Here is a 24,891-nt window from a genome sequence, read left to right on the forward strand (position 1 = left end):
CCCCGAAGTTTCACAGCGTCTCAAGCAATAAGAATCGACGCAGATGCACACAAATAAACCCGGATGAACACAAATCGCCCGATCGCAAGTTGCAATACCCGGTAATCGCCCGTAACCGCTGGCTGAAAACGGCGCTTCACCGCTGGCTGAAAACGGCGCTCCCGAAGAGCCCGAATTCTCACATCCCGCCACTCGAGCCGACCCGACCCACGCCACCCATCTCTGCCGTGCGCAAACCGCAGCCATTTCTGCAACAACAGAACAACAAGCCGCTCGCAAACCCAATCATCCTATCTGCGTTCCTCTGCGCCTATCCGCGTGCATCTGCGTTCCAAAAAACTGGCAAAGCCCGCACCAGCACCCCGGCCATTCCCGCAAACCGTCACCAATCGCGGTGACGCCAATACCGATCAAGCCCAACCGTCACCGCTCAACGCCGCTTAGGCGCCTTCGCCGTCACGATCTTAGCCCTCCCCACCGGCTTAGCCTTCCCCGACGGCTTAGCCGTCCCCGCCGGCCGCGCCGCGCTCTCGGTCAACCTCTCCCGCTCCGGCACAGCAGGCAAGCGCCGCCGCTTGCGCTCGAAATCCGCCCACGGATCGGCCTTCAGCTTGGCCAGCCTCGCCGGCACGGTCTTCAGCGTGAACGCCCCCGGATCCAGCTTCGGCGTCACCTCCCGCCACGCCAGCGGCGTCGCCACCCCCGCACCGGGCCGCGCCCGCGGGCAGAACGACGCCACCGCGGTCGAGCCCAATCCGTTGCGCAGCCAATCGATCAACACCCGGCCGCGCCGGTCGGACAGCTTGACGTGCGCCAGATACTTCCCCGGATCGGCCGCGCTGACCGTCTCGGCGAACGACCGGCAAAACGCCCGCACCGGGTCCCATGGCTGTTCGGCGATCAGCGGCACCACAACATGCAGGCCCTTGCCGCCGCTGGTGCGGCAGAACGACCCCAGCCCGATCGCCTCCAGTCTGTCGCGCATGTCCAGCGCGGCGGCGACGATCTCGGCCACGCCGACCCCTTCGCCGGGATCGAGGTCGAACACCAACTGGTCAGGATGCAGAGCATCGGCCTCGGTCGCGCCCCAGAGGTGCAGCTCGATCGCCGACATCTGCGCCATCGCGACAAGGCCCGGCAGCCCGTCGATCGCCAGGTATGGCGCCTTGTCGGCGGTGCCGTCGCGCACGCCGGGCGGCATCGTCCCGTGGCCGTGTTTCTGAAAGAAATGCTCGCCGTCGATGCCTTCCGGGCAGCGCACGATCGCCAGCGGCCGACGCGCCAGCCCGGGCAAGGCGTGATCGGCCACCGCCTGCCAGTAGCCGGCCAGATCGCGTTTGCTGATGCCCGGCCACAATTCCCGGTCCGGGTGGGTCAGCGTCACCCCCTCGATCGTCTCGGTGCGCGCAGCAGGCGCCTTGGCGGTAACGATGGCGCTACCGCCGCGCGCCGCCGCCGCTCTGGCCTGGCGTTTCGGCGGCACCGCGATAACCGGGCCCCGCTTCTTCGCCGACCCAGCATAATCCTTCGCCGCGACCGACCGGCGTTCCGCCTCGGGATCGGCCGGATCGCGCACCACCTGATCGGCCGGCTTGTCCTCGCGCAAGCCCAGGAACACCGCGTGCCGCACCCGCCCGGCGCCGGACCAGGTGCTGAAACTGATCTCCACCACCAGGTCCGGCTTCACCCAATGGATGTTGCGCTCCAGCTCCTCGCCGGCGACCATCAATGCCGCGGGCGGTCCCGAACCCAGCCCGTCCAGCCGATCCCGCAACAGCGCCAGGGTCTCGTCCGAGAACCCGGTGCCGACGCCGCCGGCATAATGCAGCCCACCGTCAGGGTCATGGTAGCCAAGCTGCAGCGAACCCAGACCGGTGCGGCTGCCGGCCGGTTCGGTCCAGCCCAGGACCAGCAGTTCCTCCCGCCCCTGACACTTCAGCTTCAGCCAGTCGTGGCTGCGCCCGGAGCGGTAGGCAGCGTCGGCTTTCTTGCAGATAACGCCTTCCAGCTTCATCTTGCAGGCGGCCTGGCGCATGCGATCGGTGTCGCCCTCATGATGGTCGTTGTAGCGCAGCATGCCGCGCCAGGTGTCGATCCCCTTCAGCCGCTGCTTGCGCTCGCGCAGGCCGCACGGCCGCAAGTCCCAGCCGTCCAGGTGCAGCAGGTCGAACAGATAGTACACCAGGGTCTGATCGCGGCCGCCGGACAGCGCCGCCTGCAACGCCGGAAAGCTGGGAACCCCATCCTTGTCCAGAGCCACCAGTTCGCCGTCCAGCATCGCCTGCTCGACGTGCAGCCGCCCCACCGCTCGGGCCACCGCCGGCAGCCGATCGGTCCAGTCGTTGCCGTTGCGCGTCAGCAGCCGCACCTTGCCGTGGTCCAGCGCCGCCAGGATCCGATAGCCGTCCAGCTTGATCTCGGTCAGCCAGCCGTCGCCGTCGGGCGGCGCCTCGGTGACCGCGGCCAGCATCGGCGCCTGCTTGTCCGGCAGTTCGCCGCGCACCGCACCCGGGATGGCCGGCTTTCCCGAACCGCGGCCGGGCTTTCCGGAGCCGCGGTCGGACTTTCCGGAACCGCGGCCGGACTTTCCCGGCGCCGGGATGGCGGCTTCCAGCGCCAGCGCATCGGTACCCGGCCGTTCATCGCCATCGTGGCCCTTGATCAGCAACCAATTGTCCTGCCGCCCGCGCTGGCCGGCTTTCGGCTTCAGCCGGACCAGGGTGAACTTGCCGTGCAGCCGCTGCCCGGACAGCACAAACTTGATCTCGCCGTCGCGCAGCCCGTCGTCGGGGTCGATCAATGGCTCCCACGTCCCGCGGTCCCAGGTTTCCACGCTGCCGGCGCCATACTGCCCATCCGGGATGGAACCCTGGAAATCGGCGTAGTCCAGCGGATGGTCCTCGACATGCACGGCGATTCGCTTGTCGGTGGGGTCCAGCGACGGCCCCTTGCGCACCGCCCAGCTCCACAGCACGTCATTGTGCTCCAGCCGAAAATCCCAATGCAGCCCGGCGCGGTGCGCCTGGTGCTTCTGCACCACGAAGATCGGCGCCGCTGCCTTGCCCTTGCCGCGTACAGCGCCCGGTGGCCCGTTAGCGGACCGGGCGGCTGGCGGCGGCTCCGCCGTGGCGGCGAAATCGCGCTTCGAGTGGTAACTTTGGATCGAAGTATCGCGTTTTGACGTAGCAGACCGAGCCATGCGACGACCCTCACGGCATGATCGAGCAAAACGGTGCCGCGACTGGCTTGGTTGCGTCCCGCGCCGGCTTGGATGAAAGATTGCGCCCCGACTATTGTGTGTTAAACATGCCCAAATCATGGGCAACTGTCGTTCACACATCACACCTACTGCCCTCGGAGCAGTCGATTTGCAGCCAATCGACCTCGGACACGGTGTCAAAATCGAAGTCCCCGTCATCCTCGCGCCAATGTCGGGCGTCACCGATCTGCCCTTTCGCCGCACCGCCAAGCAGCTCGGCGCCGGAATGGTGGTGTCGGAAATGATCGCCTCCTGGGCGATGATCCGGGAAAACCAGAAGACCCTGGGAATGGCGGAAATCGACGGCTGCGGCGGCGTCTCCGCGGTGCAGCTCGCCGGCTGCGACCCCACCGCGATGGCCGAGGCCGCGCGCCTGGCGGCCGACAAGGGCGCCGACATGATCGACATCAACTTCGGCTGCCCGGTGAAGAAGGTCGCCGTGGGCCAGGCCGCCGGGTCGGCGCTGATGCGCGACGAGGCAGCCGCGGCGGCGATCCTCGCCGCCACGGTCAATGCCGTGCCGGTCCCGGTCACCCTGAAGATGCGCATGGGCTGGGACCACGCCAGCCTGAACGCCCCCCGCCTGGCCCGCATCGCCCAGGACGCCGGCATCCGCATGGTCACCATCCACGGCCGCACCCGCCAGCAATTCTACACCGGCACCGCCGACTGGGCCTTCGTCCGCCAGGTCAAGCAGGCGGTCGCCATTCCGGTCATCGTCAACGGCGATATCCTGACCGAACGCGACGCCGTCGAGGCCCTGAGCCAATCCGGTGCCGACGGCGTAATGATCGGCCGAGGCTGCTACGGCCGGCCCTGGTTCCTGGCCCAGGCGGCGCATTATCTGCGCACCCGCCAGCGCCTGCCCGACCCCTCCCTGGCCCAGCAGAAAGCCATTCTGCTCGGACACTACCACGCCATGCTGACCCAGTTCGGCAGCGGACCCGGCGTCCGCCTCGCGCGCAAGCATCTGTCCTGGTACTCGCGCGGCCTGCCCGCATCGGCGGAGTTCCGCGCCACCATGAACCGGCTGGCCGACGCCGCCTCGGTGCTGGACCTGATCGACCGCTTCTACGACCCGCTGATCGCCCACGGGTATGACCCCCACGGACATGATCCCCAAGGCCTGGCCCCGGCGGCCACCGAACCCGACGCGGCGCTGACCGCGGCAGCGGCATGAGCGCGGTGATCACCAAGGCGTCCCGCCTGCTCGCCGGGCGCGGCGGCCGCGCCACCGCCGATGCCGCCGCCATCCTAGGCGCGCTGCCGGTTCCGGTGGTCCTGCTCGACGCCGAAAACCGCTTCCGCCACGCCAACCACGCCGCCGAACAGTTCCTCGGCATCTCCGCCGCCTGGCTCGCCCAGCACCGGCTCAGTGACCTGCTGCCGCCCGACAACCCGCTGTTCCTGCTGATCGAGCAGGTGCGCGGCACCGAGGCAACCATCGCCGACCACGACCTCAACCTGGAAAGCCCCCGCCTGCACAAACGCGGCATCACCGCGCAAGCCTCGCCGCTGCCCGAGGAACCCGGTTCGGTCCTGCTGGTGATGCAGGACGCCTCCACCGCCCGCGCGCTGGATCGCCAGTTGGCATTCCGCGGCGCCGCCCGCAGCGTCTCCGGCATGGCGGCGATCCTGGCGCACGAGGTGAAGAACCCGCTATCGGGCATCCGCGGCGCCGCGCAACTGCTGGAATCCAGCGTCGGCCCGGCCGACCGCGAACTCGCCGAACTGATCCGCGACGAAGCCGACCGCATCCGCGAACTGGTCGACCGCATGGAAGCGTTCGGCGAAAAACCGATCGCCCGCACCGCGATCAACATCCACCGCGTGCTGGAACACGTGCGCAAGCTGGCGCAATCGGGCTTCGCCGCGCATATCCGCTTTCAGGAACACTACGACCCGTCGCTGCCGCCGGTCTGGGCCAATCGCGACCAGTTGGTTCAGGTGGTGCTGAACCTGGTGAAGAACGCCGCCGAAGCCGCCACGCAAGAGGGCATCAACCACCCCGAGATCATCCTCGCCACCGGCTTCCAGCACGGCATGCGCGTCGCCATCCCCGGCAGCACCCAGCGCATGGACCTGCCGCTGTTCGTCGCCGTCCGTGACAACGGCCACGGCATCCCCGAGGACATCCGCCCGCATCTGTTCGAACCGTTCGTCACCTCGAAAAACCACGGCAGCGGCCTCGGCCTTTCGCTGGTCGCCAAGATCATCGGCGACCACGGCGGCCTGATCGAAGTCGACAGCCGCCCGGGCCGCACCGAGTTCCGCCTGCATTTGCCGGTGGTCAGCGAGAAAGACGCCGATCAATGACCCTGCCCACGGTGCTCATCGCCGACGATGACCGCTCGATCCGCACCGTGCTGACCCAGGCGCTGGGCCGCTCCGGCTACCAGGTGCGCAGCACCGGCAATGCCGCCACGCTGTGGCGCTGGGTGGAGGACGGCGAGGGCGATCTGGTGATCACCGACGTGGTCATGCCCGACGAGAACGGCCTCGATCTGATCCCGCGCATCAAGCGCATCCGCCCGGAACTGCGCATCGTCGTCATGAGCGCGCAATCGACGCTGATTACCGCGGTCAAGGCCACCCAGCGCGGCGCCTTCGAATACCTGCCGAAACCGTTCGACCTGCGCGAACTGCTGTCGGTGGTCGGACGCGCCCTGGCGGCGCCGTCCGAACCGGCGTTCAGCCCGCCCGAACCGAAGGACACCGACGAACGCCTGCCGCTGATCGGCCGCAGCCCGGCAATGCAGGAAATCTACCGCACCATCGCCCGCCTCACCACCGCCGACCTCACCGTCATGATCAATGGCGAATCCGGCACCGGCAAGGAACTCGTGGCTCGCGCCCTGCACGACTACGGCAAGCGCCGCAACGGCTCGTTCGTCGCCATCAACATGGCGGCAATCCCGCGCGAACTGATCGAAAGCGAACTGTTCGGCCACGAGCGCGGCGCCTTCACCGGCGCCACCAACCGCTCCCAGGGCCGCTTCGAACAGGCCAACGGCGGCACCCTGTTCCTCGACGAGATCGGCGACATGCCGCCCGAAGCACAAACCCGCCTGCTGCGCGTGCTGCAGGAAGGCGAGTTCACCAGCGTCGGCGGCCGCCAGCCGATCAAGGCCAACGTCCGCATCATCGCCGCCACCCACCGCGACCTGCGCACCGCGATCCGCCACGGCCAGTTCCGCGAGGACCTGTTCTACCGGCTCAATGTGGTGCCGATCCGCCTGCCGCCGCTGCGCGAACGGGTCGAGGACACCGCCGTGCTGGCCCGCCATTTCCTGGAACGCGCGCGCGAAGACGGATTGCCGGCGAAAAGCCTCGACCAGGGCGCGGTCGACCGGCTGAAGCAGCACGGCTGGCCCGGCAACGTGCGCGAACTGGAAAACCTGATGCGCCGCATGGCGGCGCTCTGCCCCGACGAGGTCATCGGCGCCGAGGTGGTCGACGCCGAACTGGCCGATCCGTTGCCCAGCCCCGGCCCGGCCGCCGCCGCCCAGGCGGCCAACGGCCCGGAAACCCTGTCCAGCGCAGTCGAGCGCCACATCAAGGAGTTCCTCTCGGCGCACAACGACGGCCTTGGCGTCACCGACGTCTACGACAAGATCATCGCCGAGGTGGAACGCCCGCTGATCCGCCTGACCTTGGCCGCCACCCGCGGCAACCAGATCAAGGCCGCCTCGATGCTGGGCCTCAACCGCAACACCCTGCGCAAGAAAATCCGCGACCTGGAAATCCCGGTCGTGCGCGGCCTGATGTAATGCCTCCGCCTGGCCCGCACCCGACCCTACGTGTCATGGCTCGCCCTACCCTCCGTGTCATGGCCGGGCTTGGCCCGGCCATCCACGTCTTGAACCCCCACAAGGGCTCAGAACCAACACAGATCGAACCCGCCCATACCGCCGCCGCAATCCCATCCCCACGCGGAACGCCCGATGGCTGACGATGTGAACGTCCCAACCCGCAACACCGCCCTGCAGCGCAGCGTGATCCGCGACGTCATTTCTGAACCGAGACTATCCGTGCTCGGCCGCCTCGGCGACATCATGCTGGGCAAGGTCGTCACCCTCGTGCTCACCATCCTGGCGCTGATGGTCGGCCTCGCCACCTTCATCATCCTGGCGCGCGGCTCCCCGCTCGGCTGGAAACCCGGCGTCACCGTCGGCCTGGTGCTGGCAAACCTCTCCGTACTTCTGTTGCTCGGCACCGTCGCCGCCGGCCGCCTCACCCGGGTCTGGGTCGAGCGCCGCCGCGGCTCCGCCGGATCGCGCCTGCACGTCCGCCTGGTGTTCCTGTTCAGCGGCGTCGCCGTCGCCCCCACCATCGTCGTCGCCTGCTTCGCCGTCGCCTTCTTCCACTTCGGCATCACCGCCTGGTTCAACGACCCGGTGCGCGACAGCCTGGAGGAATCGCTGCAGGTCTCCCGCGGCTACCTCGACGAGCACCGCAACAACATCCGCGCCGTGGCGCTGGAGATGGCCAACGACCTGGCCCGCGCCGGCCGCTTCATGTCGGCCGACCCGACCGTGTTCGCCGAGGTGCTGGATACCCAGACCACGCTGCGCGGCCTGACCGAGGCGGTGATCTACGAACCCAGCAGCGGACAAGTGCTGGCCGCCGCCGGCATGTTCGTCGGCATGGGCGTCGAGGCACCGCCACAATCGGTCACCCAGCAGGCGCTCAACGGCGACGTCGCGGTGCTCAACGCCGGCGACGGCACCCGCGTGCGCGCCGTGGTCCGGCTGGAATCCACGCCGCCGCTGATGCTGATGATCGGGCGCCCGATCGACCCCTCGATCCTGTCCTACATGAAGCGCACCGAACAGGCGGTCTCGCAGTACCATCGGCTGGATGAAAACCGCTCCTGGCTGCAGATCGCCTTCGCCTGGATCTTCGCCATCGTCGCCCTGCTGGTGCTGCTCGCCGCCGGCCTGATCGGCCTGATCATAGCCAACCAGATCGCCCGCCCGGTCGGCATGCTGATCAGCGCCGCCGAACGCGTGCGCAGCGGCGACCTCGGCGTGCGGGTCAAGGAAGCCGCGACCGGCGATGAACTCGCCGGCCTGTCACGTGCCTTCAACCGCATGACCGGACAACTCGCCGCCCAACGCACTGAACTGATGGACGCCTACAGCCAGATCGATGAGCGACGACGCTTCACCGAAACCGTGCTGTCCGGCGTCTCCGCCGGCGTCATCGGCCTCGACGCCATGGGCCGCATCGAACTGCCGAACCGCACCGCCGACGAACTGCTGGGCCTCGATCTGCTCGCCGTCATCGGTCATCCGCTGGCCGAGATCGTGCCCGAGTTCGCCGCCCTGTTCCGCGACGTCGCCGCCTCCCCCGACAAGGCCTGCACCGCCGAGATCCAGGCCGGCCCGAAAAGCCATCGCCGCATCCTGCTGGTACGGATCGGCGCCGAATTGTCGGCCGGGCGCACCGACGGCTTCGTCGTCACCTTCGACGACATCACCGAACTGCAATCGGCGCAGCGCAAGGCGGCCTGGGCCGACGTCGCCCGCCGCATCGCCCACGAGATCAAGAACCCGCTGACCCCGATCCAGCTTTCGGCGGAGCGCCTGAAACGTCGCTTCACCAAGGAAATCCAGTCCGACCCCGACACGTTCTCGCAATGCGCCGATACCATCATCCGCCATGTCGGCGACATCGGCCGCATGGTGGACGAGTTCTCGGCATTTGCCCGCATGCCGCAACCGGTGATAAAGCCCGAGGATATCGGCCGTGTCGCCCGGGAAGCCCTGGTCTTGCAGAAGACCGCGCGTCCCGGCATCGAATGGACGACCGATATCCCCGAACGGGGGCCGGTGATACCCTGCGATCGGCGCATGTTGCGTCAGGCGCTGACGAATTTGTTGCAAAATGCGGCTGACGCGGTCGCTATGTGTGAAGGTCGAGACGGCTCTGGCCATATTGCCCTGACGGTGCAAGACCTGCCGGACGCGGCGCTGATCAGCGTCGCCGACGATGGCATCGGCCTGCCGAAGGAAGACCGTGCGCGGTTGACCGAACCATATGTGACGCACAAGGCGAAGGGAACCGGTTTGGGACTGGCGATCGTGAAAAAGATCATGGAAGACCATGGCGGTGTCCTGACACTCGATGATCGGCCCGACCGTTCGGGAGCGGTGGCCAGCCTGCTGCTGCCGCGCCAACCCGCGGCGCTGCCATCCGGCGTCCCCGCCCGCGCCGAGATGACACAGGTGCAGCATGGCGCATGAAATCCTCGTCGTCGACGACGAACCCGACATCCGCCTGCTGATCGAGGGCACCCTGCGCGACGAAGGCTACGAAACCCGCGGCGCCGGCGACGCCGAGGCAGCGATCAGCGCGTTTCGCACCCGCCGCCCGTCACTGGTCATCCTCGACGTCTGGCTGCAAGGCTCCCGCATGGACGGGATCGCCATTCTGGAAACGCTGCAAAGCGAAAAGCCGCACGTCCCGGTAGTAATGATCTCCGGCCACGGCACCATTGAAGTGGCGGTCGGCGCCATCCAGCACGGCGCCTACGACTTCATCGAAAAACCGTTCCAGACCGACCGCCTGCTGCTGGTCGTGCGCCGCGCCCTCGAAGCCGCCGCGCTGGCTCGGGAAAACCAGGAACTGCGGCTGCGCGCCGGCCCCGAGGCCACCCTGACCGGCGACTCCGCGCTGATCGCCCAACTGCGCTCCCAGGTCGAGCGCGTCGCCCCGACCGGATCGCGCGTGATGGTCTCCGGACCGGCCGGATCGGGCAAGGAAGTCGTCGCCCGGATGATCCATGCGCGATCACGCCGAGCCGGCGGACCGTTCGTGGTGATGAACTGCGCCACGCTCAACCCATCCCGTTTCGAGGAAGAACTGTTCGGCCTGGAGGCGGGCAACGATCCCTCCGCCCATCCCAGGCGCGCCGGCGTGCTGGAACGCGCCCACGGCGGCACCCTGCTGCTCGACGAGGTGTCCGACATGCCGCTGGAGACCCAGGGCAAGATCGTCCGCGCGCTGCAGGATTCAACCTTCGAGCGCCTGGGCGGGTCGTCCCGCGTCAAGGTGGATGTGCGCGTGCTGTCCACCACCAACCGCGATCTGCAGACCGAGATCGCCGCCGGACGATTCCGCGAGGATCTGTACTATCGTCTCGCGGTCGTTCCGGTGAAGCTGCCGGCGCTGCGCGAACGCCGCGAGGACGTCCCCAACCTGGCGCTGCTGTTCATCGAGCGTTCAGCCGAAAGCTCCGGCATCCCGGTGCGCGCGCTGTCGGCCGACACGCTAGCGGCGCTGCAGGCCTACGATTGGCCCGGCAACGTGCGCCAGTTGCGCAACCTGATGGACTGGCTGCTGATCATGGCGCCCGGCCACGCCGGCGACCCGATCCGCGCCGACATGCTGCCACCCGAAATCGGCTCCCGCGCCCCCGCGCTGCTAAACATCGACCCCACCGCCGACATCATGTCGCTGCCACTGCGCGAAGCCCGCGACCTGTTCGAGACGCAATACTTGCATGCGCAACTTCTTCGTTTCGCCGGCAATATCTCACGCACCGCCCAGTTCGTCGGCATGGAGCGTTCGGCGTTGCACCGCAAGCTGAAGCAGCTAGGCGTGAACTCGGACGAACGCGTCGGCGGGTAGCCCGCGTTTGCCAAACATCGCGTCCCGCCTGAGCCGCCTACTTCTGACCCCCCTCCGCGTAGTATTTCCCATTCACTTCAGTACCGATCACAGCGAACGCCGCCGGCGGACATTTCTCGATCGGGTCGCTTTTCCAGGTGAACCCACCCGACGTCACCCGCGCCTCCATCCGGCAGCTCGCGACAAATCCTTCAACCCGAAACAGCTTGCTCTTGTCGTCATAGGTGACCGCCTTGTCGGTGGCCTCGAATGTCATCTTGAAGCTCATGCGCGCCGGCGAGGCAGGCGCACCGTGCGCCGGCCATTTCGGCTGGTCGATCACCGCCACGTCGCGCATCTCGATCGTCGCGGCTCTTCCGCCGTTGTCCCATTTCAACGCCCCGGTCGGCACCGGCACGACCCAATAAAGCCCGGCATCGGTGATCGGTGGATGAAAATCCTGAACCTGGTTTTCAGGGCCAAACTGGCCACGGAAAAGCGTCAGTCAGATGTGGGCAAAGGTTCCGGCCTGCGGTGATCGGGCGGCCCAGTATTCACCATCCATGATCCCGAAATCTGTCGTCTTCGTGCCGAACAGGAGTCGTTCACCCTTGCCGTCGGTGCCAATTCCATTGAACCCGGAGCACCGCGCCACCTTGCCCTTGAAGTGGAAGATGTGCGACGGATCCAGGTCAGCTCCCGCCGGCTGGTTATGGCTGCCGTTCATGTCGAGCCAGGGAATCGGAAACGGACCGGAAGGGCCGTCCGGATCGACATGACGTCCGGACCGCGCAACGCTCTGCGCCGATCCGTCACGGCTTGCCGTCAGCACCGCGCCCCCAGCCGCGCCGGCTCCAAGCACTCGGCGGCGTGACAGATCAGTAGTTTTATTCATGGCATCGTTCTCCTGCCCTTCGGTCTCGCTGGCACGCTGCGAGCGCATGTCCGTGGTCGTCTGATAGGCCATCGCACTCCGGGCGTCGATGCGTCCCTGAATACACGACGATGACAAGAACCATGCGACCGAGCCGAAGCATCAAGCGATTGGGATCATCGATGTGGTGTTGCTCAAGTCCAAACACCGCCAACCCGCCGCCGCCACAGCGCCGCGACCGCCCCCAGCACCACCGCGACCACCGCCACGATCACCGTCGCCAGCGCATAGATCTCAGGCGTCACCCCCAGCCTCGTTGCGGAAAACACCACCATCGGCAACGTCGACGCCCCCGGCCCCGAGGTAAAACTCGCCACCACGACATCGTCCATCGACAGGGTGAACGCCAGCAGCCACCCCGCCACCAGCGCCGGCGCCATCAGCGGCAGGGTGATCACCGCGAACGCTTTCCAAGGCGGCGCATACAGGTCCATCGCCGCCTGCTCCAACGTCACCCCGGCATCCACCAATCGCGCCCGCACCACCACCGCGACATAGGCCACCGACACCGAGGCGTGCGCCAGCGTCACCGTCCAGGCGCCGCGCCCGGCCGGCCAGCCGACCACCTGCTGCAAGGTGACGAACAGCAACAGCAGCGACAACCCGGTGATCACCTCCGGCAGCACCAGCGACGCGGCCAGCGCACCCTCGAACAGCAGGCGGCCGCGAAACCGGCCGAACCTGGCCAGCGCCAAACCGGCCGCCGCCCCGACGATACAGGCGATCGTCGCCGAAACCGTGGCGATCCGCAGCGACAGCCAGGTGGCGTCGATCAGCGTCCGGTCATGCCACAGCGCCACATACCAGCGCGCCGAAAACCCCGACCATTCGGTCACCAGCCTGGAATCGTTGAAGCTGAACACCACCAGAAAGCCGATCGGAGCATACAGAAACGCGTAGCAGGCGATCATCCACCCGATCAGCGGCGCCCGCCGCCTCGCCCCGCTCATCGCCACGCACCGACCCCCTGCCCCCAGCGCGCCAGGCCAGGCCGACGGCTCACAGCAGCAACAGCAGCCCAAGAGCCACCGCACCGGCGGCGATGCAGTAATAGGCGAACGGATTCAACGCCCACGAATCCTGCTGGCGGAAATACCGCATCAGGAAAGCCGTGCTCAGCAGCGCGGTCACCCCGGCCACCACCGCCGCCAACACCGACATCCCCAGCACGCCCTGCGCCACGTGCTCGTGCAGCAGCTTCGGCACCTCCAGCACGGTAGCGCCCAGGATGATCGGGGTGGCGATCAGGAACGAGAAATGCGCCGCGCCCTCGTGGTTGATACCGCGCAACAGGCCGCCGACAATGGTCGCACCCGACCGCGAAATGCCCGGAATCAGCGCCGTGCACTGCCAGCAGCCGATCGCCAGCGCATCGGCCCGCGACAACGACGAAAGGTCCCGGTTGAACCCGCCGCGGCCCCGCAGCCGCTCCCCGAACAGCAACAGCAACCCGTTGACGATAAGGAACAAAGCCGCCACCACCGGCGAGCCGAACAGCCCGCGGACGAATTTCTCCAGCACGAACCCCGCGATCACCGCCGGGATGGTGGCGATCACCACCAACACGAAAACCCGCCGGCTCTCCGCCACCTGGTGCGCGTCGCCGATGCCCAGCACCCCGGTGATGATCGCCCACCAGTCGCGCCAGAAATACCCCAGCAGCGCGGTCGCCGTGCCAAGGTGCAGCATCACCAGGAACGGCAGGAACTCCGCCGAACGCTGATCGATGCCCCAGTGCAGCAGCGCCGGCAGCACCACCGCGTGCCCCAGGCTGCTGACCGGAAACAGCTCCGTCGCGCCCTGCAGGATCGCGATCACCAGGGCTTGTAGGATGTTCATGCAGTCGCTCCGGCCGATTCGGCATGCAATTTAGCGGGTTGGCTCATTCATTCCAATATCGGACTCATCGCCACGCGACCAATACCCCGGGCACGTGTCCCCTGCTACACAAGCCCGCGCGCGATCGCCAGCAGCTCACGCAGATAGTCCGCGCCATCCCCCGGATGCGCCGACACCCCGATCCGCGTTCGGTAATCGGCCGCCAGATCGGCATAATCCGAGATCGCGTCCGATTCGCCCAGCCAGTTGCCGATCGAGCGCAACTCGGTCCACAGCGCCGCATGATCGTTACGCTGCAGATGGTCCGCCAATCGCTCCAGCACCCCGGCCGCGGCGGCGCTGACGCTATCACCGGGGTCGGCGTCAACCAGTCGCCGGCGCCATTCGGCGGCACGACGTAATTCATCGATCTCGGGCCTGTCGGCGGCATCATCGCCCATTGCGGCCTCTCTAGCCCGAACCACCGAACAGCGACCAGGCGCGCCTCAATCGTTCAGCGGATACCGCGCCATCAATCGCCGCTGATTCATCCAGTCGCGATACATCCGCCACACCCCCGACGACGAAAAGCCGCGCCGCCGGTTGGCCGCGCCGATCCGGAACGCCGCGCCGTAATGAAAGAACTGCGTGCGCCACGCATCCCACAGCCTAGTCGACGGATCCCAGATATGCGTCGCCTCCGATCCCACGCCGTTGATCTCGATCACCTTGAAGCCGGTGCCGCGCCGCAGCGACGCGGTCGAGCTGAACCGCACGTCGATCCGCCCAAAGTAGAACTCCGGCACCGACCGAGCCAGCCGCTCGATCGCCGCGGTCAGTGCCGGCGTCACCAGGCCGCTGCCGTCCTGGAAGATCGATCCCTTGCAGTGGTTGCCGACGAACACGAGCTGCACTGCCTCGCCCAGCGCCGGCACCGACTCCAACCGATCCGCCAACCGCTCAAAATACAAATGCGGCACCAGCCGCGCCCGCTCGTCCGCCAGGATCAGCGCCCGCAGCGTGGACCGGCCGTCGCCCAGCACCACCGGCGGCGTCTTGAGGGTAACCGAGGTGATCCGCCCCGCCGCTTCGTCCGGGCGCCGGACATAGAAGAGGCCGGCTTCGTTGGCTTCCTCGACGTAATGCTGCAGCACCACGGTCTCGCCCGGCGGAAATGCCGCCAGATAGCGCTCCATCCCGCCGCGGTCGCGGATCAGCCGCACCCCGGTGCCGTTGCAGCCGATATCGGGCTTCGCCACCACCGGGTAGTGCAGCCCCAGCGCCCGCATCGCCGCCTCCGCTGAACCGCTAGCATCGGCGTGGGCCACCACGCCACAGGCCGCAGCCACCAGACCCTGCCCGTCGGCACCCACCTGAGACAGGATCGACAGCTTGGATTCGCCGCACAGTCCCCCCGTGGTGATGCGCGGATTGGCCGCCGTCGGCAGGCTGAAATCGCCGTGCCGCAGGCCCAGCAGCAGCCAGTGCAACACCACCGGCGTGTAGAACAGCCAGCCCGGCCAGAATTCGAAGAACGACAGCGGACTGCCGCGCTTCTCGGCGACCCCCGACGCCGGCACGGCGGTGTTCAGACGCACTGGGCCCGCGCTGTCCAGATGCACCGGAACCGCGGTATCCAGACTCATCGCCTGGCCCCCTGCAGACCAGCCACCGCGACCCGGCCGGCGACGATGATGAAGACGACAAAGCCCGCCGCACCGGCCCAGCGCCAAGCCCCCAGATGATCCATCAGGAAATGTCCCAGTCGCAATGACGTGGCGAACAACAGGCTGGTCCAGCACGCGGTGGCGGCCACCGCCGCCAAGGTGAACTGGCGCAGATCGGCGCCGACGAAGCCGCAGGTGGTGTAGGTCGGCAGCCGCATCCCCGGCAGGAACCGGCTGACCAGCACCACCTTGAAGATCCGCCCCGATATCCACGACCGGATCACCTCCTGCCGGTGCGGCGGCAGTTGCCGGCCAACCCAGGGGATGCGCGCCGACAGGCGGCCCAGCCCATACAGACCAAGATCCCCCAGCACGATCCCGGCATACAGCGACACCAGGGCCAGCCACGGCGACAGCCCGCCGCTTTCCACCTGCATCGCCGCCGCCACCGTCGCGGCGTCCTCCAGGATGAAGGTCCCGATGATAATCGCCACCGCCTGGAACAGCGCGGAGTGGCCGGCAAGCGCCAGCAAGGAAGAGATCGAGCTGGCCAGCATACCCGGCGCGATAGCCTTTCCGTGAGATGGACACAGACACACCCAATTGGGCGCGGCGATGGGCAAACCTCATCACCAATTCGTCACCCGTGAGTGGCACGACCGCCGCCGTCATGGCAAGATACCGCCATGAATCCACCCGATGCGCCGCATGGCCACGATCACCCAGAAGCGCCCTCCCACGATCACCCAAACGCGCCCTCGCACGATCACCCAAACGCGCCCTCGCACGATCACCCAAACGCGCCTTCGCACGATCACCCAACCGCGCCTTCGCACGATCACCAGCACCACGCCCACGCCCACGGCGGCGGCCATCACCACGCCCCGGCGCGCATGGATACCGCCTTCGCCGTCGGCGCCGCGATCAACACCGGCTTCGTGCTGGCCGAACTCCTGTTCGGGCTGGCCGCCAACTCGGTCGCCCTGGTCGCCGACGCGGCACACAACCTGGGCGACGTGCTGTCGCTGCTGCTGGCCTGGGGCGCCGCCTGGCTGACCCGGCGGCCGCCCACCGCGCGGCGCACCTACGGCTGGGGCCGCAGCTCCATCCTCGCCGCGCTGATCAACGCCGCCATCCTGCTGATCAGCGTCGGCGCCATCGGCTTCGAGGCAATCCGCCGCCTGCTGCACCCCGAACCGGTCGCCTCCGGCATCGTCATGGCGGTCGCCGCCGTCGGCATCCTGGTCAACGGCGGCACCGCCCTGCTGTTCATGCGCGACCGCGACAGCGATCTGAACATCCGCGCCCAGTTCCAGCACCTCGCCGGCGACGCCCTGGTCTCGGTCGCCGTCGTCGCCGCCGCGCTGGCGATCCGGCTCACCGGCCTGAGCTGGATCGACCCGCTCGCCAGCCTCGCTGTCGCCGGCGTGATCGTCGCCGGCACCTGGAGCACCCTGCGCGAATCCCTCGACCTCTCCCTCGACGCCGTGCCCGCTCGGCTCACCCAGCAGGAGGTCAACGACTGGCTCGCCGCGCTGCCCGGCGTGCGTGAGGTCCACGACCTGCATATCTGGGGCCTCAGCACCACCGAGACCGCGCTGACCGCCCACCTGGTCTGCGATCCGGGCCGCGCGCCGCGCAGCCTGGACGAACTCGCCGCCGCCCTGCACGACCGCTTCCACATCGGCCACACCACCATCCAGGTCGAAACCGAGACCGAGGCCGCCCTGTGCCGCCTTCGCTCGGCGGCCGTGGTCTGACATCGACCGGCGACCGTGGTCTGACATCGACCGGCAGGCGTGGTCTGAAGCCGCCTGGCTGGCGTGGTCTGAAGCCGCCCGCCCGGCGTGATCTGACGTCGCCTGGCTGGCGTGGTCTGAAGCCGCCCGGCTGGCATGATCTGACGTCGCCCGGCGGGCATGGCGTGAAGCCGCCCAGCCGGCGCCCCCGGACCCGGATTGGACAGATCACGCTACCGATGAGTATCCTCGCTCGCGAAATCGGCCGAAGAGGAAACCAAGAATGAGCGTCGTTTGGACCGACACGGTCAAGGAAATCGCCGGCATCAAGCTGCATCTGTCGCGCGCCGGCAAAGGACCGCCGCTGCTGCTGCTGCATCACGATATCGGCACCGTCGATCGCCTGCCGTTCTACGACGCGCTGGCGGAAAAATTCGACGTGCTGATCCCGCACTACCCGGGCTGGGGCAAATCCGAACGCCCGCAATGGATGCGCCATCCGCGCGACATCGCCGCGGTGCACGCCTGGCTGCTGACCGAGCTAGACCTGTCCGGCGTGTCCCTGGTCGGACTGGGCTTCGGCGGCTGGATCGCCGCCGAGATGGCCAGCCTCGCGCCACGCGACTACCACAAGCTGGTGCTGGTCGGCGCCATGGGGATCAAGCCGCCCGAGGGCGACATCGCCGACCAGGCCATCGTCTCCTATATCGTCTACCCGCGCTCCGGCTTCCACGACGAAGCGGCGTTCGCCGCGGTCTACGGCGACGTCTCCACCGATCAACTGGAAGCCTGGGATATCGCCCGCGAAATGAGTTTCCGGGTGGCCTGGAAACCCTACATGTACAGCCAGACCCTGCCGCATCTGCTCGGCGGCGTGCAGTCCCCGGCTCTCATCGTCTGGGGCGACGACGACCAGATCGTTCCGCTCAGCGCCGGACAGGCTTACGCCCGAGCGCTGCCCGTCGCCACCCTGACCACCGTTCCGGCCTGCGGACATTTCGCCGAAATGGAAAAACCCGACGCCGTCGCCAAGCTGGCGATCGATTTCCTGTCTCGTAGCTGAAGGAGGCCTCTCCCATGCACATGATGTACTTCACGGAACAGCCGATGTCGGCCTACGACGCGCAGGCTGGCCTCGACTTCGGCGCCACCGCGCTGAACTTTTCCAACAGCCACTACGATCCTGTCGCCGGCAGCCGGCTGTATAACGAATACCTGGAAGAATATATCTTGGCCGAACAGTCCGGCGCCGACGGCATCATGCTGAACGAGCATCACAACGCGCCGTTCTGCATGCAGGCCCGCACCAACATGTTCGCCTCGATCCTAGCCGCGGTCACCAACCGGGTAAAGATCGTCATCCTCGGCAATCCCCTGCCGCTGACCGAAAACCCGGTCCAGCTCGCCGAGGAACTGGCGATGATCGACATGATCTCCAAGGGCCGCCTGGTCTCCGGCTTCGTGCGCGGCGGCGGCCAGGAACAGCTCGCCAACGGCGTCAACCCAGCCTTCAACCGCGAGCGCTTCATGGAAGCGCACGACCTGGTGCAAAAGACCTGGACCCAGCACGGACCGTTCCGCTGGGAGGGCACCCACTACCAGCAGCGCGTGGTCAACCCCTGGGCGCTGCCCTTGCAAAAGCCGTATCCACGGGTGTGGATACCCGGCGTGCTATCGAAGGAAACCGTGATCTGGACCGCCCAGCAGCGCTATCCCTACATCGCGCTGAACACCTCGATCGAGGCGACCAAGACCATCCACGAAACCTACGACAAGGCCGCCGCCGACGTCGGCTATACTGCCGGCCCGGAGAATTTCGGCTACCTGATCCGCGTCCACGTCCAGGACACCGAAGAAAAAGCCCTGCAAAACGCTCGGCAATTCATGTGGATGCAAGGTGAGTTCACCGGCCTGGCCAACCCGGTCTGGGCCAACCCGGCCGGTTACTTCTCCCCCTCCGGACGCCGCGGCTTCGTCGAATTCGCCGTCGGCCGCGCCAAGAACCCGCGCGGCAACCCGACGTTCGAGCAACAGGTCGCCGACACCATGATCATCGCCGGCACCCCAGACCAGGTGATCGAGCGGCTGAAATACCTGGTCCGGGAAACCCGCCCCGGCATCATGGCGGTCTGGGGCAACGACGGCACCGTCAGCAAGGACGACCGCCGCCGCTGCATCCAGTTGCTGTGCGGCGAAGTCATGCCAGCGGTCAAGCAATACGCCGCCAGCCTCGGCCTGAAGGACCCGTGGGAGGCGGACGCGCCGGTGCATCTGCGCTACTCGACCGACATCGCCCGCCACAAGGTGGCGGCGGAATAGTCGCCGCCGTCCCGCTGACCGACAAGTCCGGCAACCGGCCCGACGATTCCGGGCCGGAGGCGCCCGGTCGCGGAGGCAACCGTGTCGGTATCGCTGATCCGCGGCCGCTTCGTCATCGCACACGCGATCGGCCATGACGACTGAAACGAACACGCCGAAAGCGCCGATAAGCGGCAAGACGGCATCATCCGCGCCGTCGGCGTCTTCGACAAACGGACTGGCACCGGCCCTTCTACCGCCCAAGTCCGAGCGCCTTACTACTTCCCACCCTCGGCCAGGACATACCCCTTGCCCGTCATGCACGTCCTGATCGCCGCCCGCACCGCCGGAGGCCCGGTGATCGGTGAGATGATCCAAGGTCCCGGCGCGCGTGCATTGCGTAAATACACCGCGTGGGACGACGATTTCCGACACGCCTCCAGATCAGTCTTATACTTGTCCGACGCGTGATCCCCCTGCACCGGCGGATCGTACGGCGAGCACGCACCCACCCCCAGCAGCACCCCCGCGCTCACCAGCACACCAAACGATCGCATGCCGGCCGCAGGTGTCCCGCACCCGAAATTCGCCATACCAGGCGAACCTCGGCCTCGCGACACCGATCCCTTGTTTTCAGTCGCCTGCTGATCCCGTGCGTCCGCCGCAAAGCATGGCGAACGCATGCGGCAGAACATTACGAAACCTCCGACGTCCCGGTGTGCACCCGATTGCGGATATGTTCCGGCACCTCTTGCCCAGCATCGATGAACGCCTTGCGGAACGCCCCGGTCGCCGGTCCGAAGATCCCGCCACGATTTTCGCTGCACCACTCCCGCGACCCGATCGTAGTCTCGATGCTGCCCTGGAACCTGGGCATCACCCAGCGCGCGAACAGCTCGTAACTGCGCAACGTCTGCTCCCGGTTCGCCCATTCGTGCGAGCGGAACAGCACCGCCCCCGCCCCGCCCGAGGTAAAGCCCAACAACCGCTCGATCCCCGCCGCAATGGTCTCCGGCGAGCCCACCAGCGTCGAACCCGCCGCCAGACCCTCGGCCAGCGGGTTCTCGCTGCGCATCGGCGGCCGCCCCAGCGTCTCGCTGAAATAGGACAGCGTCTCCACCCGCTCGCCGCGCCGCACCTCCTCCATCGCCAGCTCGTCGGTCTCGGCGCAGTGCATGTTGACCACCAGGCGCCAGTCGTCACGGTTCAGCGTGTTGCCGTATTTCGCCGCCTCCGCCTCGCCCAGCTTCCAGTAATCCGCCAGCTTGGCCGATCCGCCCGGCAACCCCGCGCCCAGCGACAACAGCCCGACGCCATGCTTGCCCGCCGCCAGCACCCCGGCCGGCGTGGTGGCGCTCGCCACCGCGATCGGAAACCCGCCCCTGGTGTACGGCTTCAGGTGCAGCCGAGCATCGCGCAGCTCGAACCAGTCGGTCTTCATCGTCACCGGTTCGCGGCACGCCAGCAGCGCCATGATCGCGCCCAGCGATTCGTCCATCATCTCGCGCTGCCGTTCCGCCTCGATCCCCATCATGTAGGCGTCCGACACCAGCGCCCCCGGCCCGCACCCCAGCATCGCCCGCCCGCGCGTCATGTGGTCCAACTGCACGAATCGCTGCGCCACTAGCAAAGGGTGGTGATACGGCAGGCTGGTGACCCCCGACCCCAGCATGATGTGGCGCGTCCGTTCCGCCGCCGCACCGATGAAGATCTCCGGCGATGCGATGATCTCCCACCCGGCCGAGTGGTGCTCGCCGATCCACGCCTCGTCGTAGCCAAGCTGATCCAGCCACTGCACCAGCTCCAGGTCACGCCCGATCGCCAGGGTGGGGTTGTCGCCGACGCGATGGAACGGGGCAAGGAAGATACCGAAGCGCAGGCCCTCATGGGTCGCCATCAACAAAGTCCTTTCAGAAACGATAGGCACGGTGGCCGCGGCAGCACCATTGGTCAAGGCAACGGCCCCCGCCCACCAAGGCAATTGCATGCCCCAAACGCACGATGCTGGAACCACGGATGCGGGACAGGCTATCGAACCCAGTTTTCCGCGTAACTTCTATCTGCGTGCATCGGCGTGCATCCGCGGTTGCAAACCGCTTCTCCTGGTCACCCCGCGTCCGGCAGATAGCGCCGCCAGAACATCCAGATGCGATGACCGTGCCCCGCGCCCTCAGGCAAACGCCGCGAACACTTCCTCCAGCGCCTTGATCTGGTTGCCGGCGGCCGACGACGGCACGATGATCAAGTCGCGCACCCCGGCGGCGTACCACGCCTGCACCCCCTCGCGCACCTTCGCCGCCGGCCCGAACAACGTGTTGTCGGCCAGCCACTTGTCCGAGAAACACCGCGCCACCTCGGCTTGGCGGCCCTCGGCGATGGCCCACTCGATCGCCTCCATCTCCTCCTGGTAGCCGGCCTCTTTCCAGTAGTTCCGGTAATTCGGCAGCAAGCCATAGCTGGTCAGCGTCCGCCGGTTCACCGCCTTGGCGGCCTCGATGTCGTCGCTGATGCAGGTCGGGATCATGTTGCCGATGAAGAACCCGGGATCGTCACGCGCCGCCGCCGGCAGCGCCGCCAACGAAGCCGCCATGTGCGACAACGACGCGTTGGCGAACACCACCCCTTCGGCGATCTCGCCGGCCAGCGCCACCATCTTCCGCCGCAGCGCCGCGACGATGATCGGCGGCAACGGCCCCAGGCCGTCCTGCGCCCTGAACTTCTCCACGAAGCCGCGAATGTCGCCCAGCGGCTTGCCCGGCGTCACCCCCATGCGCACGTGCGACGGCCCGTGCGCCACCCCGATCCCCAACCGGAACCGGCCGCCCGAGACCTCCTGCATCACCGCCGCACTCTGCGCGAAATCGCCCACCGTGCGCTGGTAGATCGGCGCGATCGCCGTGCCGAACCGCAGTGTCGTGGTGTTCCACGCCAGCGCCTCGCAGAACGACACGTTGCCGAACATGCTGGGCGAGTAGATCCCGGCAAAGCCGCGCCGCTCGATCTCCTGCGCGATCTCGATGGTTCGGCGCCGGCGTCCCGGAACCGCGACCAGGCTGACCGCCGGCATGATGTCTGGCATCGGCATTCCTCGCTGCTATGCTTCCATCGCGGGCCGCCGCACCATCCGAATCGGAGCAAGCATCGCCGCACAGTCCCGCCATGTTACCCATACCCGGTCAGCCGCGCCATGCACCCAACCAGGCGTCTGGCGCTGAACCAGATGGATGCGCCGGCCGTATGACATCTATTCGCCTCGGCACCGTTCCCGGCGCTGCGACAGCCACGACATATCAATCTGCTGTAGATGATCCCTAAGGTGAAGAAGAATTCACCCGTGAAATTGCCTAATGATAGTATTCACCAGCAATACAGGGGACGTCCCAGCATGAACGTTGCGCGGCGCAAGCTGTTTGCCGTTAGCACCACGGCACTGGCTGCCACCATCACCTCCCCTGCCCCGGTCATCGCTGCTGGCACCACCGACCTCGCGGTGTCGTGTGACGCCGCCGTAGCGCCGGCAGTGCGCGCCGCCGGCGCCGCCTTTCGCCGGCGCAGCGGGGTCCGCATCCGGGTCTTCCCCACCCCTCCCGGCCTGCTGCTGCCGCAAATCGAGCGCCAGATCCAGAACGACATCATCGTCACACAGACCCGCACCATAGACCAGGCGAACCGCCAGTCTCTCATCCAGCTCGGCAGCCAAACCGAGCCGTGGCGCAACCGGCTGGTCATCGCCGCGGCCAAGCCATCGGCCGGGCCGGACGGGTCGTTCGTGGTGCCCGATCCCTCGTTCGGGTCCGACCTCGACGGCACCGCCATCCTGCGCCACCTCGGCCCCTCCCCCGCCACCCTGATCGGTGTCATCGATACCGGCGCGGTCGCCTGGACCCTGGCAAACGGCGCCGCCCGCCAGGGCCTGCTGCACAACACCGAGGTCGTCGCCGACCCGCGCCTGCAAACCATCCTCCCGGTGCCCGACGACGCCTGGCCGCCGATCCTCTACGCCGCGTCCATCACCACACTGGCCCGTCGCGGCAACCCCGGTGCGTTCATCGCCTTCCTCGCCAGCCCCGACGGCCAGACCGTGCTGCAGCAAGCCGGCCTGGAGCGAGTGGCATGACCCAACCTCCACGCAGCCCCGGCCAGCAGGTGCAAACCCACCCGATCGCCGCCCGCATCACCCACTGGCTAATGGCGCTGGCGATCCTGGTCATGATCGGCAGCGGCTGGCGCATCTACAATTCCAGTCCGATCTTCGGCTTCAGCTTCCCCGTCAGCCTTACCCTGGGCGGCAACGTCGAGGATGCGCTGGCGCTGCACAACGATCCCGGCGTCGCCAGCGCCATCGCCTGGCACTTCGCCGGGATGTGGCTGCTGCTGCTCAGCTATCTCGGCTTCATGCTGTGGAACACCATCACCGGCCATTTCTGGCGTGATTTCCTCCCCGTCGGCCCGGTCTCGTTCTGGCGCGACTTCACCGCCGCCGCCCGGCTCAAGCTGGATCACCGCCTAGGCGAGTATAACGCCGTCCAGCGCGTCGCCTACTGGGGCGTACTCGCCGCCGTCGCGATGATGCTGCTATCGGGGATCGCGATCTGGAAGCCGGTGCAGACCTACCCGCTGGAGACCCTGTTCGGCGGCTTCCAGGGCGCCCGCATCGTGCATTTCGTGTTCATGACCGCGATCGCGCTGTTCATCGTGATCCACGTCGCACTCGTCATCCTGGTACCCAAGACCTTCGTGGCTATGACCCTGGGACGCGCCACCGCCCACCCCCACACCGCCAGCCCGCACACCGCCAGCCCACAAAAGGAGGTCGCGTGATCGACCTTCCCCCGCACCGCCCCCTCATGCACCGCCCCTCCCTGCACCGCCGCCGCCTGCTCGGAGGCCAGCTCTCGATCGGCGCCCTGACCCTGCTTACCGGCTGCGACATCAGCGACCACGACAGCGTGCAGCGCGCCCTGGCCGCGGTCTCCCGCTTCAATGACCGGGTGCAGGCGGCGATCTTCCGCCCCGATCGCCTGGCCCCGACCTTCCCCGAAGCCGACGCGGTGAAGGATTTCCGCTACAACGCCTGGTACGGGCCGGACAAGGCCCCCAGGCAAACCCCAGCAGACTACCGCCTGACGCTAGCCGGCCAGATCGCCGACAAACGCCCCTGGACGGTGGAAAAACTTTACACCCTGCCCCAGCTCAGCCAGATCACCCGCCATGTCTGCGTCGAAGGCTGGAGCATGATCGGCAAATGGAGCGGCCCCCCGCTCAGCACCTTCCTGCACCGCATCGGCGCCGACACCACCGCCCGATATGTCGGCTTCGAGTGCGCCGACGGCTATTACGAAGGCATCGATATGGCAACGGCCCTGCACCCACAGACCCTGATGGCGTTCAAATTGTCCGATGACATTCTGCCGACACCGCACGGCTACCCTTTCAAAATCCGGATTCCAACCAAATTAGGGTTTAAGAATCCGAAATTCGTTACCACGCTATACGTGACAAACCAGCAGCCGAAGGGTTTCTGGCCCGATCGCGGCTACAACTGGTTCAGCGGGATATGAT

Annotated in this window: 22 protein-coding genes; 11 read left to right on the forward strand and 11 right to left on the reverse strand. The window is 67.3% G+C overall.

Annotation, left to right across the window (positions count from 1 at the left end; translation table 11 throughout):
• Positions 1 to 430 precede the first annotated feature (430 nt).
• Positions 431 to 3,199, reverse strand: coding sequence for a DNA ligase D (ligD, locus tag ACQY4T_RS21600; protein WP_428534883.1), 2,769 nt, complete (start codon positions 3,197 to 3,199; stop codon positions 431 to 433).
• A 118-nt stretch (positions 3,200 to 3,317) separates the two neighbouring features.
• On the opposite strand from ligD, the gene dusB reads away from it, so the two are divergent.
• The 5 genes from dusB to ACQY4T_RS21625 all read left to right on the forward strand — a co-directional run bounded on the left by dusB (position 3,318) and on the right by ACQY4T_RS21625 (position 10,894).
• Entirely contained in the window at positions 3,318 to 4,439 is a 1,122-nt protein-coding gene (gene dusB / locus ACQY4T_RS21605; RefSeq protein WP_428534885.1) for a tRNA dihydrouridine synthase DusB, read from the forward strand.
• Complete coding sequence (locus ACQY4T_RS21610; protein ID WP_428534887.1) at positions 4,436 to 5,575, forward strand: two-component system sensor histidine kinase NtrB; 1,140 nt, start codon at positions 4,436 to 4,438, stop codon at positions 5,573 to 5,575. The genes dusB and ACQY4T_RS21610 overlap by 4 nt, the downstream gene beginning before the upstream one ends.
• Entirely contained in the window at positions 5,572 to 7,029 is a 1,458-nt protein-coding gene (gene ntrC / locus ACQY4T_RS21615; protein ID WP_428534889.1) for a nitrogen regulation protein NR(I), read from the forward strand. The genes ACQY4T_RS21610 and ntrC overlap by 4 nt, the downstream gene beginning before the upstream one ends.
• 285 nt (positions 7,030 to 7,314) lie before the next feature.
• Positions 7,315 to 9,507, forward strand: coding sequence for an ATP-binding protein (locus ACQY4T_RS21620; RefSeq protein ID WP_428543034.1), 2,193 nt, complete (start codon positions 7,315 to 7,317; stop codon positions 9,505 to 9,507).
• Complete coding sequence (locus ACQY4T_RS21625) at positions 9,497 to 10,894, forward strand: sigma-54-dependent transcriptional regulator (RefSeq protein ID WP_428534891.1); 1,398 nt, start codon at positions 9,497 to 9,499, stop codon at positions 10,892 to 10,894. The genes ACQY4T_RS21620 and ACQY4T_RS21625 overlap by 11 nt, the downstream gene beginning before the upstream one ends.
• A 37-nt stretch (positions 10,895 to 10,931) precedes the next feature.
• On the opposite strand, the gene ACQY4T_RS21630 is transcribed toward ACQY4T_RS21625, so the two are convergent.
• The 7 genes from ACQY4T_RS21630 to ACQY4T_RS21660 form a co-directional block, all read right to left on the reverse strand.
• Positions 10,932 to 11,291 (reverse strand): hypothetical protein, encoded by a 360-nt coding sequence (locus tag ACQY4T_RS21630; RefSeq protein ID WP_428534893.1) that lies wholly within the window; start codon positions 11,289 to 11,291, stop codon positions 10,932 to 10,934.
• Positions 11,292 to 11,378: 87 nt separating this feature from the next.
• Positions 11,379 to 11,840: a hypothetical protein gene (locus ACQY4T_RS21635; protein ID WP_428534895.1), complete on the reverse strand. Its 462-nt coding sequence runs from the start codon at positions 11,838 to 11,840 to the stop codon at positions 11,379 to 11,381.
• Between the two features lie 101 nt (positions 11,841 to 11,941).
• Entirely contained in the window at positions 11,942 to 12,757 is an 816-nt protein-coding gene (locus ACQY4T_RS21640) for an ABC transporter permease subunit (RefSeq protein WP_428534897.1), read from the reverse strand.
• 49 nt (positions 12,758 to 12,806) lie between these two features.
• Positions 12,807 to 13,646 (reverse strand): undecaprenyl-diphosphate phosphatase, encoded by an 840-nt coding sequence (locus ACQY4T_RS21645; RefSeq protein WP_428534899.1) that lies wholly within the window; start codon positions 13,644 to 13,646, stop codon positions 12,807 to 12,809.
• Positions 13,647 to 13,750: 104 nt separating this feature from the next.
• Positions 13,751 to 14,086: a hypothetical protein gene (locus ACQY4T_RS21650; RefSeq protein WP_428534901.1), complete on the reverse strand. Its 336-nt coding sequence runs from the start codon at positions 14,084 to 14,086 to the stop codon at positions 13,751 to 13,753.
• 45 nt (positions 14,087 to 14,131) lie between these two features.
• Positions 14,132 to 15,271, reverse strand: coding sequence for a D-alanine--D-alanine ligase (locus ACQY4T_RS21655; protein WP_428534903.1), 1,140 nt, complete (start codon positions 15,269 to 15,271; stop codon positions 14,132 to 14,134).
• Entirely contained in the window at positions 15,268 to 15,849 is a 582-nt protein-coding gene (locus ACQY4T_RS21660; protein ID WP_428534905.1) for a DedA family protein, read from the reverse strand. The genes ACQY4T_RS21655 and ACQY4T_RS21660 overlap by 4 nt, the downstream gene beginning before the upstream one ends.
• A gap of 336 nt (positions 15,850 to 16,185) precedes the next feature.
• Here ACQY4T_RS21660 and ACQY4T_RS21665 point away from each other — a divergent pair, with 336 nt between their 5' ends.
• From ACQY4T_RS21665 to ACQY4T_RS21675, 3 genes are all read left to right on the forward strand, one after another.
• A complete protein-coding gene (locus ACQY4T_RS21665; RefSeq protein WP_428534907.1) occupies positions 16,186 to 17,052 on the forward strand; it encodes a cation diffusion facilitator family transporter in 867 nt (288 codons plus the stop codon).
• Between the two features lie 262 nt (positions 17,053 to 17,314).
• On the forward strand, positions 17,315 to 18,094 hold the full coding sequence (locus ACQY4T_RS21670) for an alpha/beta fold hydrolase (RefSeq protein ID WP_428534909.1): 780 nt from the start codon (positions 17,315 to 17,317) through the stop codon (positions 18,092 to 18,094).
• A gap of 14 nt (positions 18,095 to 18,108) precedes the next feature.
• Entirely contained in the window at positions 18,109 to 19,350 is a 1,242-nt protein-coding gene (locus ACQY4T_RS21675; protein ID WP_428534911.1) for an LLM class flavin-dependent oxidoreductase, read from the forward strand.
• A 257-nt stretch (positions 19,351 to 19,607) separates the two neighbouring features.
• Here ACQY4T_RS21675 and ACQY4T_RS21680 read toward each other — a convergent pair whose 3' ends face one another.
• The 3 genes from ACQY4T_RS21680 to ACQY4T_RS21690 form a co-directional block, all read right to left on the reverse strand.
• Positions 19,608 to 19,886, reverse strand: coding sequence for a hypothetical protein (locus ACQY4T_RS21680; RefSeq protein WP_428534913.1), 279 nt, complete (start codon positions 19,884 to 19,886; stop codon positions 19,608 to 19,610).
• 137 nt (positions 19,887 to 20,023) lie between these two features.
• Positions 20,024 to 21,226 (reverse strand): LLM class flavin-dependent oxidoreductase, encoded by a 1,203-nt coding sequence (locus ACQY4T_RS21685; protein WP_428534915.1) that lies wholly within the window; start codon positions 21,224 to 21,226, stop codon positions 20,024 to 20,026.
• 273 nt (positions 21,227 to 21,499) lie between these two features.
• Positions 21,500 to 22,408 carry an LLM class flavin-dependent oxidoreductase gene (locus ACQY4T_RS21690; protein WP_428534917.1) on the reverse strand — a complete coding sequence of 303 codons (909 nt, stop codon included), beginning with the start codon at positions 22,406 to 22,408 and terminating at the stop codon, positions 21,500 to 21,502.
• A gap of 306 nt (positions 22,409 to 22,714) precedes the next feature.
• On the opposite strand from ACQY4T_RS21690, the gene ACQY4T_RS21695 reads away from it, so the two are divergent.
• Genes ACQY4T_RS21695 through ACQY4T_RS21705 form a run of 3 tightly spaced genes read left to right on the forward strand, consistent with a single transcriptional unit; the run spans position 22,715 to position 24,890 of the window.
• Positions 22,715 to 23,446 carry a substrate-binding domain-containing protein gene (locus tag ACQY4T_RS21695; protein ID WP_428534919.1) on the forward strand — a complete coding sequence of 244 codons (732 nt, stop codon included), beginning with the start codon at positions 22,715 to 22,717 and terminating at the stop codon, positions 23,444 to 23,446.
• Complete coding sequence (locus tag ACQY4T_RS21700; RefSeq protein ID WP_428534921.1) at positions 23,443 to 24,150, forward strand: cytochrome b/b6 domain-containing protein; 708 nt, start codon at positions 23,443 to 23,445, stop codon at positions 24,148 to 24,150. The genes ACQY4T_RS21695 and ACQY4T_RS21700 overlap by 4 nt, the downstream gene beginning before the upstream one ends.
• Positions 24,147 to 24,890 (forward strand): molybdopterin-dependent oxidoreductase, encoded by a 744-nt coding sequence (locus ACQY4T_RS21705; protein WP_428534923.1) that lies wholly within the window; start codon positions 24,147 to 24,149, stop codon positions 24,888 to 24,890. Before ACQY4T_RS21700 ends, ACQY4T_RS21705 begins: the two co-directional genes overlap by 4 nt.
• The last annotated feature ends 1 nt before the right edge of the window (position 24,891 follow it).

Origin of the sequence: Rhodopila sp., from assembly GCF_965277825.1 — a bacterium.
Lineage (GTDB): Bacteria > Pseudomonadota > Alphaproteobacteria > Acetobacterales > Acetobacteraceae > Rhodopila.

Coding starts and splice junctions, on each gene's coding strand:
- ligD (WP_428534883.1), bottom strand. CDS start 3,199: ATGGCTCGGTCTGCTACGTCAAAACGCGATACTTCGATCCAAAGTTAC.
- dusB (WP_428534885.1), top strand. CDS start 3,318: ATGGGCAACTGTCGTTCACACATCACACCTACTGCCCTCGGAGCAGTC.
- ACQY4T_RS21610 (WP_428534887.1), top strand. CDS start 4,436: ATGAGCGCGGTGATCACCAAGGCGTCCCGCCTGCTCGCCGGGCGCGGC.
- ntrC (WP_428534889.1), top strand. CDS start 5,572: ATGACCCTGCCCACGGTGCTCATCGCCGACGATGACCGCTCGATCCGC.
- ACQY4T_RS21620 (WP_428543034.1), top strand. CDS start 7,315: ATGCTGGGCAAGGTCGTCACCCTCGTGCTCACCATCCTGGCGCTGATG.
- ACQY4T_RS21625 (WP_428534891.1), top strand. CDS start 9,497: ATGGCGCATGAAATCCTCGTCGTCGACGACGAACCCGACATCCGCCTG.
- ACQY4T_RS21635 (WP_428534895.1), bottom strand. CDS start 11,840: ATGGCCTATCAGACGACCACGGACATGCGCTCGCAGCGTGCCAGCGAG.
- ACQY4T_RS21640 (WP_428534897.1), bottom strand. CDS start 12,757: ATGAGCGGGGCGAGGCGGCGGGCGCCGCTGATCGGGTGGATGATCGCC.
- ACQY4T_RS21645 (WP_428534899.1), bottom strand. CDS start 13,646: ATGAACATCCTACAAGCCCTGGTGATCGCGATCCTGCAGGGCGCGACG.
- ACQY4T_RS21650 (WP_428534901.1), bottom strand. CDS start 14,086: ATGGGCGATGATGCCGCCGACAGGCCCGAGATCGATGAATTACGTCGT.
- ACQY4T_RS21655 (WP_428534903.1), bottom strand. CDS start 15,271: ATGAGTCTGGATACCGCGGTTCCGGTGCATCTGGACAGCGCGGGCCCA.
- ACQY4T_RS21660 (WP_428534905.1), bottom strand. CDS start 15,849: ATGCTGGCCAGCTCGATCTCTTCCTTGCTGGCGCTTGCCGGCCACTCC.
- ACQY4T_RS21665 (WP_428534907.1), top strand. CDS start 16,186: ATGGATACCGCCTTCGCCGTCGGCGCCGCGATCAACACCGGCTTCGTG.
- ACQY4T_RS21670 (WP_428534909.1), top strand. CDS start 17,315: ATGAGCGTCGTTTGGACCGACACGGTCAAGGAAATCGCCGGCATCAAG.
- ACQY4T_RS21675 (WP_428534911.1), top strand. CDS start 18,109: ATGCACATGATGTACTTCACGGAACAGCCGATGTCGGCCTACGACGCG.
- ACQY4T_RS21680 (WP_428534913.1), bottom strand. CDS start 19,886: ATGCGATCGTTTGGTGTGCTGGTGAGCGCGGGGGTGCTGCTGGGGGTG.
- ACQY4T_RS21685 (WP_428534915.1), bottom strand. CDS start 21,226: ATGGCGACCCATGAGGGCCTGCGCTTCGGTATCTTCCTTGCCCCGTTC.
- ACQY4T_RS21690 (WP_428534917.1), bottom strand. CDS start 22,408: ATGCCAGACATCATGCCGGCGGTCAGCCTGGTCGCGGTTCCGGGACGC.
- ACQY4T_RS21695 (WP_428534919.1), top strand. CDS start 22,715: ATGAACGTTGCGCGGCGCAAGCTGTTTGCCGTTAGCACCACGGCACTG.
- ACQY4T_RS21700 (WP_428534921.1), top strand. CDS start 23,443: ATGACCCAACCTCCACGCAGCCCCGGCCAGCAGGTGCAAACCCACCCG.